The 14,916-nt window shown below is 57.0% G+C and carries 13 protein-coding genes and 1 riboswitch; of the genes, 8 read left to right on the plus strand and 5 right to left on the minus strand.

What is annotated here, in order from left to right; translation table 11 throughout:
- Nucleotides 1-9: 9 nt before the first annotated feature.
- Complete coding sequence (locus ACR0MJ_RS08760; protein ID WP_480760629.1) at nucleotides 10-1,077, minus strand: catalase family protein; 1,068 nt, start codon at nucleotides 1,075-1,077, stop codon at nucleotides 10-12.
- Between the two features lie 258 nt (nucleotides 1,078-1,335).
- Nucleotides 1,336-1,543, plus strand: a riboswitch (cobalamin riboswitch).
- A gap of 102 nt (nucleotides 1,544-1,645) precedes the next feature.
- On the opposite strand from ACR0MJ_RS08760, the gene ACR0MJ_RS08765 reads away from it, so the two are divergent.
- From ACR0MJ_RS08765 to ACR0MJ_RS08780, 4 genes are read left to right on the plus strand one after another with little or no spacing between them, the layout of a single operon-like run.
- Entirely contained in the window at nucleotides 1,646-2,002 is a 357-nt protein-coding gene (locus ACR0MJ_RS08765) for a DUF1636 family protein (RefSeq protein WP_170406981.1), read from the plus strand.
- Nucleotides 1,999-2,784 carry an ABC transporter ATP-binding protein gene (locus ACR0MJ_RS08770; RefSeq protein ID WP_480760632.1) on the plus strand — a complete coding sequence of 262 codons (786 nt, stop codon included), beginning with the start codon at nucleotides 1,999-2,001 and terminating at the stop codon, nucleotides 2,782-2,784. Before ACR0MJ_RS08765 ends, ACR0MJ_RS08770 begins: the two co-directional genes overlap by 4 nt.
- 18 nt (nucleotides 2,785-2,802) lie before the next feature.
- Nucleotides 2,803-3,750 carry an ABC transporter substrate-binding protein gene (locus tag ACR0MJ_RS08775; RefSeq protein ID WP_170611446.1) on the plus strand — a complete coding sequence of 316 codons (948 nt, stop codon included), beginning with the start codon at nucleotides 2,803-2,805 and terminating at the stop codon, nucleotides 3,748-3,750.
- 1 nt (nucleotide 3,751) lies between these two features.
- Nucleotides 3,752-4,765, plus strand: a complete 1,014-nt coding sequence (locus ACR0MJ_RS08780; RefSeq protein ID WP_170422559.1) for an iron ABC transporter permease — start codon at nucleotides 3,752-3,754, stop codon at nucleotides 4,763-4,765.
- Between the two features lie 54 nt (nucleotides 4,766-4,819).
- On the opposite strand, the gene ACR0MJ_RS08785 is transcribed toward ACR0MJ_RS08780, so the two are convergent.
- Nucleotides 4,820-5,713, minus strand: coding sequence for a LysR substrate-binding domain-containing protein (locus ACR0MJ_RS08785; RefSeq protein WP_170422562.1), 894 nt, complete (start codon nucleotides 5,711-5,713; stop codon nucleotides 4,820-4,822).
- 255 nt (nucleotides 5,714-5,968) lie between these two features.
- Between ACR0MJ_RS08785 and ACR0MJ_RS08790 the strand changes: the two genes are divergently transcribed.
- From ACR0MJ_RS08790 to ACR0MJ_RS08805, 4 genes are read left to right on the plus strand one after another with little or no spacing between them, the layout of a single operon-like run.
- Nucleotides 5,969-8,422, plus strand: a complete 2,454-nt coding sequence (locus tag ACR0MJ_RS08790) for a GcvT family protein (RefSeq protein WP_170422564.1) — start codon at nucleotides 5,969-5,971, stop codon at nucleotides 8,420-8,422.
- 15 nt (nucleotides 8,423-8,437) lie between these two features.
- Nucleotides 8,438-9,958, plus strand: coding sequence for a trimethylamine methyltransferase family protein (locus ACR0MJ_RS08795; protein WP_480760637.1), 1,521 nt, complete (start codon nucleotides 8,438-8,440; stop codon nucleotides 9,956-9,958).
- 60 nt (nucleotides 9,959-10,018) lie between these two features.
- Nucleotides 10,019-11,032: an Ldh family oxidoreductase gene (locus ACR0MJ_RS08800; protein ID WP_170625709.1), complete on the plus strand. Its 1,014-nt coding sequence runs from the start codon at nucleotides 10,019-10,021 to the stop codon at nucleotides 11,030-11,032.
- Nucleotides 11,033-11,043: 11 nt separating this feature from the next.
- Entirely contained in the window at nucleotides 11,044-12,288 is a 1,245-nt protein-coding gene (locus ACR0MJ_RS08805; RefSeq protein WP_480760639.1) for an NAD(P)/FAD-dependent oxidoreductase, read from the plus strand.
- Here the strand turns inward: ACR0MJ_RS08805 and ACR0MJ_RS08810 are convergent.
- Genes ACR0MJ_RS08810 through ACR0MJ_RS08820 form a run of 3 tightly spaced genes read right to left on the minus strand, consistent with a single transcriptional unit; the run spans nucleotide 12,263 to nucleotide 14,841 of the window.
- On the minus strand, nucleotides 12,263-13,651 hold the full coding sequence (locus tag ACR0MJ_RS08810) for an MATE family efflux transporter (protein ID WP_480760641.1): 1,389 nt from the start codon (nucleotides 13,649-13,651) through the stop codon (nucleotides 12,263-12,265). The genes ACR0MJ_RS08805 and ACR0MJ_RS08810 overlap by 26 nt on opposite strands.
- A gap of 12 nt (nucleotides 13,652-13,663) precedes the next feature.
- Nucleotides 13,664-14,251, minus strand: a complete 588-nt coding sequence (locus ACR0MJ_RS08815) for a helix-turn-helix transcriptional regulator (protein ID WP_170393837.1) — start codon at nucleotides 14,249-14,251, stop codon at nucleotides 13,664-13,666.
- 11 nt (nucleotides 14,252-14,262) lie between these two features.
- A complete protein-coding gene (locus tag ACR0MJ_RS08820) occupies nucleotides 14,263-14,841 on the minus strand; it encodes a carboxymuconolactone decarboxylase family protein (protein ID WP_170393839.1) in 579 nt (192 codons plus the stop codon).
- Nucleotides 14,842-14,916 lie beyond the last annotated feature (75 nt).

A 14,916-nucleotide genomic window follows, 5' to 3' on the forward strand; every position in this document is an offset into this window, starting at 1 on the left:
TCCGTTTGGTCATCGATTCGGGAACCGGGCGCGGGCCAAGCTCAGATAGGTTCTGAGCCGGATCGCATTAATCGGTCCTAAAGGTTCGTGATCTGCCGTGACACGCCAGGGCGAGAAGCTCATCGCGTCTCCATTCTGCGGATCAAATTCTGCACCTTTGGGAATCGTGATATCCGCCACGGGCGTGACGGTATGATGGTACGGATCAAGAGGTGCATCTGGTTGCGGGTCGCATGCCCACCCGATGCGATTGTCGAGCACATCGAATTCGTCGGCCGGGCGCGGGGGCTCAATCACACACAGCTCGAAGTGATTATCTCCATCGGCCACATCTTGCCGCAAACACTGCCCGATCCCATCTGGGTCGTCTACCGGATGTGCCGGAATTTTTGGTTTCGCGCTGCGGGCCAAGTATCTGACCGTTAGATCGGGGCCCAGCCGATACGGTGTTGTCGACCAGAAATGGACCTCAAAAGGCGAGTGCATATAGTTCGAGGCAAAACCACTCGCGACGCGAAACTGACGCTTGCCTTCACGAGTGAGGAAGGCGCGAAATCCTGCGCGCAGCCCTTTGGTGATCAACCTAAGGCTCCATTTTCGTCGCCCTTTGATCGCGTGCTGGACCGCTTGTAATGTGGCGACAAGCCTGCCCAATCGCTCATATTCATCGGGGACGTAGCTGGGAAACACATCCTGATCGACCAATACGAAATCGAACTCGTCGCTGAGTTGTGTGGTCCCCAGATGCGCAAGTGCCTCGGCGTCGATCAGCTTGGGGCCTGGCACGTCAAAAAGCTTGATCGCCATCCCGTGGGCATCCGATTTCCGGTCATCCAGATGCGCGCCGTTGGAAAAGCGAAGTGCGGCTGAATAGGCAGCGGGCTGTTCAAACAGGCCGTGACGGAACTGTTCTGGTAGATCGTTTCTGACAGTGAATGTTGCAGCCACGCACCCGTGACTGCGCCCATGCTGAGCCCTTAAGCGATGGCCTTTCCACCGTGCAACGGCCTCGAGATTGTGGTCAATGACATCATCAACAATATCCGGCGGCAATGCGTTTTGCGAAACATGCGTCAAAGAACCGTCTCCTTGGATAAACCCAGGCAATGATCAAACAGGGGTAAGGCGCTGACAAAGCTAAACCTCTAAATTTGTTCAGCTTACCTCAGATTGTCTAATTTCCAAACACACCAACTATGGACAGCCGTGGCCAGACAAATTCGGCGCGCAGCCCAACCCATTCGGTTGGTGCTACGGACACGTGGTTGCCCGCGCTCGATCCTCGACCAGAGTTGGGTGCCTTCGACTTTATCATTGACGTGTCCGGTGTTCTCGGGCACTCAATCGATTGATGGTTCCCGGTGGTGTTGCCGCGGGATGAAAAGGGAATACGGTGAGGTTTGCCAAAAGGTGCCAATTCCGTAACTGCCCCCGCAACTGTAAGCGGTGAGCAAGGCCAAACAGCCACTGGTCCACAGGGTCGGGAAGGTTGGCCGAGCGCGGACCCGCAAGTCAGGAGACCTGCCATCAGATGTTTAACCAACCCGGGGCGGGGCGTCCTGGAAGGAGGCTTTGATGGCGCGTCAATCGCGTGTTTACATTGTCGGCAGCTTCCGCATGCGCTTGGAAACAAGTGGAGTGGACCATGCCAGATACGCCTGATCATTTCATTCTAGTCTGCGAAAGCTGCACTGAAGGGCTGCCCCTTGATGAAATTTGCGATGCGTTGACCGGGAAATTACATCGCAGTTTTGCGATCCGCGCGTCGTCTTGCATGGCAGGCTGCGATAGTCCCAGAACGGTTGGGTTCCAGGCCGTAGGAAAGGCGCAATACCTTTTTGGTGGCATTCAGACCGCGGATGAGGTGCAGGCGCTGGCTGAGTTTGCAGCGCAGTATCGTGAAAGCCCGGATGGCTGGACAAATGCCACTGATCGCCCGCAGGCGTTGTTCAATAAAACCCTCTCGCGCATGCCGCGGATCGAACAGGGGGCATCGCAATGACGTTGCGACCCTTTCTGATTGCCGAAAACCTTGAGTATTATGCCCTTAACGGAGATGTCCTGTTGCAGGGCGTCTCGTTCGAGTTGGACGAGGGTTCCATTCTAGCCATCGCCGGCCCGAACGGGGCGGGGAAAACGACGCTTCTCAATCTGTTGTGCGGCGCTGAGCCGCTGGCACTTGGCGATGTTCGGATCAAAGGACGCAGTCTGAAACAGCTCTCCGCCAAAGAGCGTGCGCGCATGATCGCAGTGGTAGGTCAGCAGGAACTGCCCGATGGACGCTTGGCGTTACGCGATTATGTTGCGCTGGGGCAAATACCCATCCGTGCGGACCGCTCTACCGAAGGCCACGCGCAAGAGCTGGACCGGATTTTAGACCTGACCGGTCTCGCCAATCTCGCGGACAAGCGCATGGCCCAACTGTCTGGAGGCGAACGTCAGCGTGCCCATATCGCACGTGCTTTGGCGCAGAACCCTTCGTTGCTGTTTCTGGACGAACCGACCAACCATCTGGATCCTGATGCAAAAGGGCGGATGCTGTCTTTGGTCGCCGAGCTTGGGATCACCGTGGTCATGATCGTACACGATCTGGTCATGATCCCCGAATTCGCCACACACGTGGCGCTGATGAAATCGACCCTCATGATCGAGTTTGGGTCGGTGGACAAGGTGCTGACACCCGAAAGAGTCCGCGAAACTTTTGGCGTTGATTTCCTCTGCTTTCTCCACGAAGGCCGCGTGATCCCGGCGCTTGATATTCGAAGAACCACAGTCTCAACTTAGTCGAAGGAACACACTGAGATGAAATACATCTGGCCCGTGGCGTTGGCCACCGCCATGGCAAGCGGTGCTGCTGCGCAAGAAGTCACCGTAGACAACTGCGGCGAACCGCTGGTTTTTGATACCGCGCCCAAGCGCCTGGTTGTGCATGACATGAACATGACCGATATGGCCTTTGCATTGGGTCTGCAGGACAAGATCGTCGGCCTGACCGGCATCACCGGCTGGTACAAGACCAGCCCTGATTTTGATGCCCTGCGCGGCGACATCCCCGAGCTTGCGCCGAAATATCCGACCGTCGAAAACCTGGTGGCGGTTGAACCCGACCTGTTCTTTGCCGGTTGGTACTATGGCATGAAGCCGGGTGGTGATGTGACCCCAGATACATTGGAACCGTTCGGAATCAAGACCTTGGTTCTAACCGAAAGCTGTGTCCATCTGGACAAGGATCGCCCCGAAGCCAGCATGGATCTTCTGTTTGGCGATGTGTTGCGCTTGGGCAAGGTGATGCAAGTCGAAGACAAGGCCGAAGCTCTGGTCTCGGGCTGGAAAGAGCAGCTGGCAGCGATCGAAGCCAAGACTGCTGAACTGCCCAAGCCCCGCGTCTTTCTTCTGGATGGTCCTGCAGATGCTCCGTTTACCGCCGGTAAATTCGCGATTCCCGATGCGATGATCACTGCCGCCGGTGGTGAAAACGTCACTCATGACATGGACACGAGCTGGGGCCGCACTTCGTGGGAGGCCGTTGCCGCATCGAACCCGGAATTCCTGGTTTTGTTGGATTATCAGACCGGCAATGGTGCCGAGGACACCTTCAAGTTCCTGCAGGAACATCCCGTCATGTCGCAGACTGATGCCGTCAAGAACGAACGCTGGATCGGATTGCGCTACGAAGAGCTGACGCCCGGACCGGCAAATATCGAAGCGATCTCGAAGATGGCGCGCGCGATGCATCCGGGTCAGAGCTGATATGGGCCGATTGGGCCTGACGTTGTTGCTGGGGGCGGTCGTTCTGGCCGCCCTTTTGCTGATTTCCACAATCTACGGCACAACCTCGATACCTTTGTCCGAGACCTTCACCGCAATCTTGCGCGGTACCGGGTTGCAGGACGGAGAGATGTCGCCGCTGCATAGGATCGTATTCGACCTGCGATTGCCCCGCGCGTTGTTTGCAGCCGTGATCGGTGCCGGGCTGGGCATCGTTGGCGTGGTGCTGCAAACGACCACACGTAATGACCTTGCCGATCCATTTCTGTTCGGCCTGTCCTCGGGTGCGGCAGCGGGGGCGGTGTTTGTAATTACCGTGACCGGAGATATTCTGGGTTTCTGGACTCTGCCTCTGGCTGCCTTTTGCGGCGGTCTTGTGGCGTCGGGCATCGTGCTGGCGCTGGTTCATGGGCTTCGCACCAGCGCACCGGAAAAGCTGATCCTTGCGGGTCTGGCTGTGTCATTTTTGTTTTCGGCCATCACCAACTATCTGATCTTCGCCGGTGATAGCCGCGCCGCCCATTCTGTCATCTTCTGGATGCTGGGGGGGCTGGGCCTGGCCCGTTGGGAGACGTTCCCGCTGGTGTGCATCGGTCTGCTGCTGATCCTGAGCTATTCGCTTTATCGCAGCCGTTGGTTGGATGCGCTGCTGACCGGGGATTTGACTGCCGCAACTCTGGGTGTGCCGGTTCGGGGTCTGCGGTTCAGCATGTTTTTCACCGCAGCTTTGGCAACGGCCGTGTTTGTTTCCGTAGCCGGAGTGATTGGTTTTGTCGGTCTGATGGTGCCGCATATTGCGCGCGGGATCGCAGGTCCCCTGCACAAAAACCTTCTACCTACCGCCGCTATGGTTGGTGCTGCCTTGTTGACCGGCTCTGACATTCTCAGCAGGCTTCTGCTGGCTCCGCAGGAATTGCCGGTGGGGATCGTCACAACTTCAATCGGATCGGTGTTTGTGTTCTTGCTTTTATTCAGGACTGCGAGAAATCAACGGTAAGGCCCTCGATCTTCGCTCCCAAGATATTTCGTACTGATCAGGTCTGAGCCGAGTTTAAACCTTTCCGTCAGCCGCTTGGCCGAGCCACTTGAACACAAGCTTGGCGCGGTCGGATGAGGTGTTGTGTAGTTTCACGTAGAAATCCAGTTGCGATGAGATGGTTTGCGGCAACAGTCTGACCAGTTTTCCGGATGCGGTCAGCTCCGAGGTCAGTCCCTCCCATCCCAGCACTGCGCCCATATCGTCCTGAGCGGCCTGAAGCGCAATCGTGTAATTGTTGACCCGATGCGCGGAATTCAGCGGGCCTTCATAGCCCAGTTTACGGGTCCAGGCCCGCCAATCGGTCCAACCGGTATCTGGTGCATCAAGATGGATGAGCGGCACTTTGGCGATCTCGCCGACATGCTCGATTGGGTTCTGTTTCGCAAACCGAGGGCTGCATAAGGCCATGATGTTGTCGTGAAACAAGGTCTTGATAATCCCTGAATCCCGGCGTGTATCACCGTAGTGAATGCTTAGATCACATTTTGAGGTATCGACCCCGAGATCGGTCACAACTTGTGTCACAGAAACATGGCCATGCGTTTTCCAAAACTGGGCAAGCCGTGGTGTAAGCCAAAGCGAGCTGACCGCCGTAGAGGAACGGATCGTCACGCCTTTGTGGTCATACTGTCGGCGCAACTGCCCAAGGGCCTCGCTGATCCCTTCAAGGCCACGTTGAAGGGCGACCAGCAAATAGGCTCCGCTTTCGGTAAGTTCGACGCCGCGATGATGGCGCAGAAACAGCGCGCATTGCAGCTCGTTCTCAAGCGCTTTGACCTGATGGCTGATCGCTGCGGGCGTAACATTCAGCTCTTCAGCAGCAGTTTTGAAACTCACATGCCGCGCTGCGGTTTCAAAGCTGATCAGAGAGCTTAGGGGCGGAAGATCATATGGGCGGTTGGGCAAGATGTTTTGACCTGTGACAAGTTGAAAACCCGATAATAAGAACGCAATCAGCAGCGATTTGGCTTAGTTCATCTTATGCAGAGTGAATCTTTTTGCAATTGCCCGCCAGCAGTTCAATGTGAAAATTCGCCACAACCGTTTGAGACATGATCTAGGGATGTGCCAAGGGTCCTCAAGCCCCTTGGACATCATATCGATCTTTCCTCATGCAATTCGATCCCCGGTTGGTCGTGCACAATTTGAAGGAGTTGCAGTATGCAGTCACATGCAAAAGTCGTGGTTGTCGGTGGTGGATGCGTCGGGGCGTCAATTCTATATGGGCTGACCGAACATGGATGCTCTGATGCCGTTATGCTGGAACGCACCACACTGACCTCGGGTTCGACGTGGCATGCGGCTGGTTTGCTAGTAACCTTTGTGCGGTCGCACAACGTGTCGAAGATGACGATGGAAACCATCCGCATCTATACCGAGGTGGAAGAGAAGATGGGCAGTTCGGTCGGACTGCGTAAGGTAGGACAGCTGCGGGTCGCCAATACCGAAAAGCGCTGGGATGAGTTCCAGTCCTATATCTCGATTGCCGAAGCTGCGGGCGTGCCCTGCCAACTGCTGACGCCGGAGGAGATTGCCGAGATTCATCCCTTGCTGAACCAAAGTCCAGATATTCGGGGTGGTATTCTGCACACGGAAGACGGCTATGTGAATCCCGCCGACATTACCATGGCGTTGGCCAAGCTCGCGCGGGATGCCGGCGCCAAGGTATACCAGAACACCGAAGCGCAGGCTTATGAGAAGCTGGACAATGGCCACTGGAAAGTGACCACCAATCAGGGTGAGATCACCTGCGAGCATCTGATCTTTGCCACCGGCAACTACGCCCGCGAAAATGCGCGCCGCGTGGGGCTGGACCTGCCATGTATCCCGATCGTTCACCAGTATTGGACGACCGAGACGGTGCCGCTGTTGAAAGAGCGCCGGGCGCAAGGCTTGCCCGAATTCCCAATCCTGCGGGATGAGGACTACGGCGCTTATCTGCGCGAAGATGTGGGCGGGATCCAGTTCGGGCCGTATGAATTCACCAAAGACCTCAAACTATTCGCCGAGGATCGTGTCCCGCCCGAGTTCGGAGCCGATCTGTTGCCCGAGGATTTTGATGCCGTGGAAACCCAATGGGAACGCGCCATCGAACGGGTGCCAACCTTGGGTGAGGTTGGGATCAAGGCCAACACCCGTGGCCCGTTCCAGATGACCCCGGACGAGCTGCCTCTGGCCGGACCCGCACCGGGGCATGAGAACCTTTGGCTGGCCGAAGGCATGCCAGGTGGCATCCTCTGGGGCGGCACCGTTGGTAACCGTTTGGCCAAATGGATCGTCGATGGCGATCCGGGCATGGATATGTCGGAGCTCGACCCGCGTCGATTCTCGGACTACGCCTCAAAACGTTGGACCATGGATAAGGTGCGCGAGACATGGGGCACCCATATGGATGCGCATGTTCCGGGTGAGGACTTTCCGGATGCGCGCCCGATGAAGACCATGGGGTCATATGATCTTTTGACTGCTCAGGGCGCGGTTTGGACCAGCTTTAACGGCTACGAATTTCCTCGCTGGTTTGCCAAATCGCCCGAAGAGGCGATCCCCGAACACAGTTTCCGCCGCACCAACCATATGGAGCGTGTTCAGGAAGAGGTGCGCACCACCCGTGAAGAGGCTGGCTTCATCGAAATGTCGCCGATGACCAAGTTCACAGTGCGTGGACCGGGTGCAGCCAAATGGCTGGATAGCCTGATGGCCAACAAGCTGCCCAAGGTGGGCCGCATGACCTTGTCGCTGATGTTGAACGATAAGGGCGGCATGGATGCGGAGTACACAATCGTGCGCTATGCCGACGACGATTTCTACCTGATATCGACGCCGAACTGGCGAGCCTACAATTGGGATCAGTTACAGCGCGTGCTGCCAGGTGATGGCTCGGTGGTGATCGAGGATATCTCAGAACAGCTGGGCGTGATCGCACTGGCCGGGCCCAAGGCACGGGACATCCTGCAACCATTGACCGATAATGATTTGTCGAACGAAGCATTCCCATGGCTGTCGGCACAGATGGGCGAGGTGGGCTATGCTAAAGGTGTGCACTTGTTGCGCGTCTCCTACACCGGTGAGTTGGGATGGGAACTGCACCACCCGGTCGGGTACAATCGCCACCTCGTTGATTTGCTGCTGAAATCGGGTGTGAAACCTTTCGGGCTTGAAGCGTTGGAGTCGATGCGGCTTGAGAAATCCTATCGCGCAATCAACCGCGAAATCTGCAAGGACCTGACCCCATATGAGGCCGATTTGGGCCGTTTCGTTGCAATGACCGAGAAGATCGGCGGGCAGGTGGCCGAACGTGATTTCATCGGCAAAGCCGCGTTGCAACAGCAGCAGGAGCAGGGTGGATACAACACACTGGTCACACTGAAGCTGCCATTCTGCGACACTTCGGTGATGTTTGACGAAGGCGTCTATGCCGATGGCAAGCTGATCGGACGCGTCACTTCGGGCGGGTTCTCGTATTACTGCAACCACGACATTGCGATGGCGCTGGTTCCACACGAGATGACGGCACCCGGCACCAAAATGCAGGTGCTCATCCACAATGAAATGCGCGAGGCCGAAGTGATCGATACCTGCGCCGTTGATCCCACCAGCGCCCGCGCGCGCGCCTGATCCGGAGGATTTGAGATGGCAGAAGTCAAAGCACGCTCGGGCCGTGGCGGTGGACGTGCCGCGCGGGTCAAGGCTCGCACCAACCCGCCCCCAGTCTACTTGTCGACGCTGAACCGCAAAGTTGGCCCGATTGATCTGCTTGGTCCTGAAGGCGTTGAGAAAATCCACAACGCGGCCATGACTATACTTGAAACCACAGGGATTGAGTTCCGCGATCCGGTGGCCTTAGCGGATTGGAAGAAGTACGGTGCGGATGTTCAGGGTGAGCGGGTGCGCATCGGACGCGAGATGCTTATGGACCTGATCTCGGCCGTTCCCTCGGAATGGGGCTATGCCGCGCGCAACCCGGAACGCTCGCTGCGGGTGGGCAATCGGCATTCGGTCTTTGCCAATGCGTATGGTGCGCCGTTTGTCTATGGTCTGGATGGTGTGCGCCGCCCTTCGATGCTGGAGGATGCGCATAACTTCTTCAAACTCAGTCAGATGAGTCAGTCGATGATGGTGCCGGGTATTTTGCCGGTTGAGCCGCAGGATGTCCCCGTGCCGCAACGCCACTTGGAGCTGGTTCATGCCGCGCTGACGCTGACCGACAAACCGATCAAGGGTTCAGTTCTATCCGAACAGGCAGCGTTGGACTCGGTAGAGATGACTCGCATCGTGTTTGGTGAGGAGTTTGTTGACAACAATGTGGTGATGGCAGCCCTGCTGAACTGCAACACACCGTTGGTCTGGGATGAGACCATGTTGCAGAGCCTACGCGTCTATGCCGCCGCCAACCAGCCCTGCCTGCTGTCGCCCTTTGTTCTTGCCGGGGCGAGCACACCTGCAAGCCCGCAGGGTGGTGTCGCGCTGCTGATTGCAGAATCTCTGGCCGGTATGGCCTACAGCCAGATCATCCGGCGCGGAGCCCCGATGGTGCTGGGGGTGGCAATCATGGGCGTTTCGATGAAGACAGGTGCACCGATGATGGGTTCGCCCGAACCAGGGCTGATGAACCTTCTGGTGGGTCAGATGGCACGGTTTTATGGTGTGCCATGGCGGACCTGTACCATGTGGACCGGATCGAAATCCCCGGATATGCAGGCTGCGTTCGACACCGCAAACTCCATGTGGCCGGTGCTTCTGGGCGGTGCAAACTACATCGTACACTCGGCAGGCTTCCTAGAAGGCGCGCTTGGGGTCAGCTACTCAAAATGGGTGCAGGACGCGTTGCAGTTGGAGAACTTCCACCGTTTCTTCAGCGGCCTGCAAGAGGAAAATCTGGACACGTTGCTGGGCGACATTGACAAAATCGGACCGGGTGGGCACTTCCTTGGTACTGACCACACGCGCGAAAACCCAATGCATATGAACCACTTGCAAAACAATGACAGTTTTGAACAGTGGGAGGCAGAAGGTGCGAAAACCGCAGAAACCGTTGGCACGGAAGAGGCGCAGCGTATGCTGAACACCTACGTCCAGCCACCAATGCCGGACGATCAGCGCGGGGCGTTGGATGAATTCGTCGCTAAGAAGCGGGTGGAATACAGCGCCTAAACAGATCTGCAAGCGGGCACTTATGTGCCCGTTTCCTCAACCAACGACAGGATTAGGCACATGGCCGATAACTCGACGATCGCTCTCTCACTCGACGAAGTAGAGGAATTGGCAAAATCTGTCCTTGTGGCTGCAGGCATGGATGAACATGGCAGCACGGTTCTGGCCGGGCTTGTGCGGATGAGCGAGCGCGACGGCCCGCGTAGCCATGGGTTAAGGATGTTACCTGTTTATGCGCAGAGCTTTTCTTCGGGATATGCCAATCCCGAGGCCGACCCGAGTGTCGAACGGATCGCACCGGGGGTTCTGCGCGGAGATGGTGACAATGGCTATTACCAGATCGTGGCCGCCAAAGCGCGAGACGAGCTTATTGAAATGGCGCGCGCGAATGGTATTGCCGCGTTTACTTGTGCCAATTGCCACCATCTGGGGGCACTACGTTTCGATACAGGTCCGCTGGCGGACGCTGGGCTGGTAGCGCTAGGTGTTGTGAACTCGCTCTCGATGGTGGTGCCGCAAGGCGGCACCCGCCCTGTTTTTGGCACCAATCCGATGTCCTTTGCTTGCCCGCGACCAGGTCGTGCGCCGGTTGTTTGGGATCAGGCCTCGTCAATGGTTGCGCTGATGGACATCCGGATGGCCGCGGCTGAAGGGCACGAATTGCCGCGCCCTGCGGGGCTTGACCCGAACGGTCAGCCAACCAGCGATCCCAACGCGATTTTGGAGACCCGCAGTCTGTTGCCGTTTGGCGAGCACAAAGGCGCGGCGATCGCCTTCCTGATCGAAGTTCTTGGCGCGGCACTGGCCGGTGGAACATTGTCCGTGGACAATGCCAACCGCGAAGCGCACGGTGCCTTGAATATCAAGGGCGGCTCAACGTTGATCGCGATTGATCCGGCGCGTTTCGGGAATGCCGCATTTGAAGGCTATGTCCAACGCATCTGCGCTGAGATTGAAGGTAACGGGGATGCCCGCGTTCCCGGAGATGGCCGCTTGAAGAACCGTGCTGCCGCCGAAGCGGATGGTGTTCGCGTCACGGCGGACTTGATGAAGCAACTTCGCGAACTTCTGTAGGGGTCCCAGTAATGGCACGGGTGGTTGTAATTGGCGGCGGCATCGTCGGAATATCCTGTGCGCTGACATTGCAGTCGCAGGGCCACGAGGTCACCGTCGTAGAACCGGGTCCGGTTGGTGAGGGCGCGAGTTGGGCTTCCTGCGGGTGTATCGCAGTGGGTGAGATCGTGCCGTTGTCGCAGCCGGGGATGCTGATGAAAGTGCCGGGCTGGTTGCTGGATGCCGAGGCCCCGTTGACACTGCGCCCGGCCTCAGCGCTGAAATTGCTGCCGTGGTTTGCACGGTTTACGGCCAATGCGCGTCGCTCGAAGATGCGCGCAATCGCCTCCGATCTGGCAAGACTTACGTTTGCTGCAACAGCGGATTTCAAGGCTCAGCTTTTAGATGTAGGCCATCCTGAGCTTTTGGTCGAACGGCCGGTAATCAAGTTGTTTGACGACGACAATGACCTTGCGACCATGCGCCCAGCTTTTGAGTTGGCGCGTGAGTTGGGCTGCACGATTGATCAAGTTACAGGTCAGGAAGCGCATGAAATCGATCCTGCAATAGCATCTGATTTCAAACATGCAGCTTTGCTTAGAGACTGGAGTTTTGTGACGGACCCTAAGGTATTGGTTGAAACGCTGACGCAGAGTTTTAGCAGCCGCGGCGGGACAGTCGTCGCAGGAAGAGCAATCGGTTTTACGCAGGACGGACAACATGTGAAAAGCGTGAAGCTGAGCGATGGGCGATCGATCAGCGCAGATGATTTCGTCATCGCTGCGGGAACGCCGTCTAGAATCTTGGCCAAGACGCTTGGCGTTCAACTGAGGATGGAAGGGGTGATCGGATATTCGACTGCGTTGAAAGATAGCGGGGTCGAGCTCCGCCATACGGTGTTTTATGCCAAAGGCGGGTTTGGCATTACACCGTATCAGCAGGCGCTGGCAGTGGCCGGTACCGCAGAATTTGCCGACCTGAACGCGCAGCCGAATTGGAACCGAGCCGATGTGCTGGTCAGGCGTGCATTCCGCGTATTACCGGGTTTGAAGACCGATAATGCGGAACGCCGGATGGGTCGCCGCCCGTTTACACCGGACACACGTCCGATCATTGGCCGCAGCAGGCGACTGGCTAACGTCGCCTTTGCGACGGGTCACGGACAGCTTGGCCTGACACTAGGCGCGACGACGGCGCGTATAATCGCAGATGTAATTGCTGGCAGATCACCGGACATCGATATAGAAGCCTTCAGTCCAGATCGGTTCTCGTCCTGAGCCAAAGCCCGCCCAGCTCTTTTTGAGCCACATGGGACGTCATCAGCAACGCGATCATCCAGCCAGTCACCACGGCACCTGCGGTGCCGAACCAGACACCAATTTCGTTAAAGCCGAGCAGGCCGACGAAAATCCAGACAAAAAAGGCGACGCCAAATCCCTGACGATATAGGCTGATCCACACGGTCCAGATCGGTCGCTTCAAGGCTTGCAATAGCGAGTTGATGGAAAACAGCATCATGTAGATCGGGAGGATCAGACTATCGACACGTAGATAGCTAAGTCCGACGCGGATCACTTCGGGATCGTCGGTGAAAAAGCCCATCATAAGGCGGCCAAATATCCACAATATGGGGGCTGCGATGGCGGTCATGATGAACCCGACTTTCCAGCAATAAAACAGTGCCTCGCGTACCCTTTCATAGTCGCGGGCACCGAAATTCTGGGACGCGATGGGCAGCAGTGCCCCCGTGACCCCCAGCACCGGCAAAAGCAAAATCTGCTCAAGCCGAATGGCAATGCCAAAGCCAGCGATTGCGTGCTCTCCAAAGATTTTCAGGGCGAACTGCATGACGAAACCTGACAGCAGCATCACGAAGAAAGATGTCGCTGTGGGAAGTACCTGAACCGAGATCTCCTTGAACTTCTGTAGGCGCGGAATGAAGTTTCGGGGGCGCATGCGCCTCATCCTGCGGCGTCTGAGGACCTGACGGATCAGAAACACCATCACACCGGTCTGGCTGATCACCGTCGATACAGCGAGGCCATCAAATCCGATGCCCGGGATCACGCCCGGAATACCGTAGATCAATAGGGGGTTCAGACCGATATTGGCAAAAAACGCCACCATGAGGGCGCGTTGCATCGATACCGCGTCACCATGTGCCTGAAGAATGCCATTGCAACCGAAGGCCAGAAGAAATCCGGGCAAGGCCAATAGGAGCCAGTGGAAATAACGTAAACCTGCATCGCGATAAGGTCCCGGTTCCGAAACCAGATTTATCAGCGCAGGGCCGTACCAGAGACCCGCCGCCGCCAGGACACAGGCTGCAATGAAACCATAGATCATTCCCTGTGCTGCAAAACGCCGCGCTGCGCGAGTGTCTCCAGCGCCTAACGCGTTGCCGACCAGCGCGCTCATCGCGGCACCCAACCCGACCCCGACCGAAATGGCAATGAAAAAAGCCTGAAACCCTAATGCCAATCCAGCCTGTGCGCTGGTCGAGAGAAGGCCGGCGAAGAACATGTCGACAACGTTGTAGAGAGTGTTGAACAACATCCCGATTGCGCCCGGGATCGCCAGGGTTCGGAAATGGGTCGAGATTGGCCCGCGCGTCAGATCAATTTCAGTTGGGATGGCCATATCAACTGGCCACTACGGACGTTCGGCCTGAACGGTCAGGAATACGAACTCTGGCGTTAGGACTTCTTCGAAGCCGTGATTCAGCTCTGCATCGACGCTGATGCTGTCTCCTGCTGAAAGAGTAAATCGGGCCTCGCCATACCGATAGATGGCCTGCCCTTCGAGAACCTGAACAAACACGACGCCATGGCCGACATAAGTGGGTGGCTGCCCCTCGTCGCGCAACAACGTGACACGACGGGCCTGAAAGCGCAGGTCCTTCCGGGAATGCAGCGCAAGGTTGACGTATTCGTGCGAATGGCCGCCCGCCAGTCGCGTAGACTTTAGCCCTTCGCCATGGCGAACCAGCGTATAGTCGGTGTGGTCTGTCCGTGCTTCGCGAAACAGCGATACGATTGGTACCTCTAACGCTTCGGCAAGTGCAGCCAGCGTATCGATTGACGGAGAGACCAACCCGTTTTCGATACGGCTGACCATTGCAGCCGAGATACCAGACTGTTCTGCCAACCGACGGGCGGATTGCTTGCGGCTTTGGCGCAGCTCCCTGAGCGAGGCACCAATAGCGCGATCAATCTGTCTTCCCGGCGTGTCATCGTGCATGATTCAATCCGTCAATCCTCGGCGTAGTAGCCCACCACGTCCCCTTCCGTTGTGACACCCAGACCATTCAGCAATCGGTTGGCATAATTGAAATATCCGACGATCTGGTTGATCTCGAGAATCTCTCCGTCTTCCCAGCCGGCATCTTTCAATGCGCGAACTTCGGATTCCTCCATTGCACCCGGCGACAGGGTCAGCTTTTGCGCATAGATCAGCGCGGCCAACTGCGCACCTTCAAATGCGTCCTGCGGACGATGGGCCTTTAACGCGGCCTCGATTGCGTCGGCGCGTGCGTCGTCACCGATCAGATGTCGGGCGTTTGCCCAATGGTTGGCATAAGAATAGGGGCAGGTGTTCAACGTCGATACGTAAGAGCTGATGACTTCCTGAAACCACATGGGTATGGAATTGGCTTCATCATGCAGGCACGCGCGATACAGAATGACGTGACCTTTCATGGTGTTGGGACGCAGTGAATGCACGCGCATCACGTTGTCCACGGTCCCGTGTGGTGTGCGCGCCAGATCCAGAGTCGCTCTCAGGTGCTCGTCGGCATCTTCGTCAGATATCATCCGAATCCAGGCGGACATTTACGTTTCCTCTCGCGTTTTCTGTTTCTATTTTCGCGGCGTGTGCCGTTCGGCTGAGTTTTTTATTGACGAATA

This window comes from Ruegeria sp. C6, assembly GCF_056537625.1.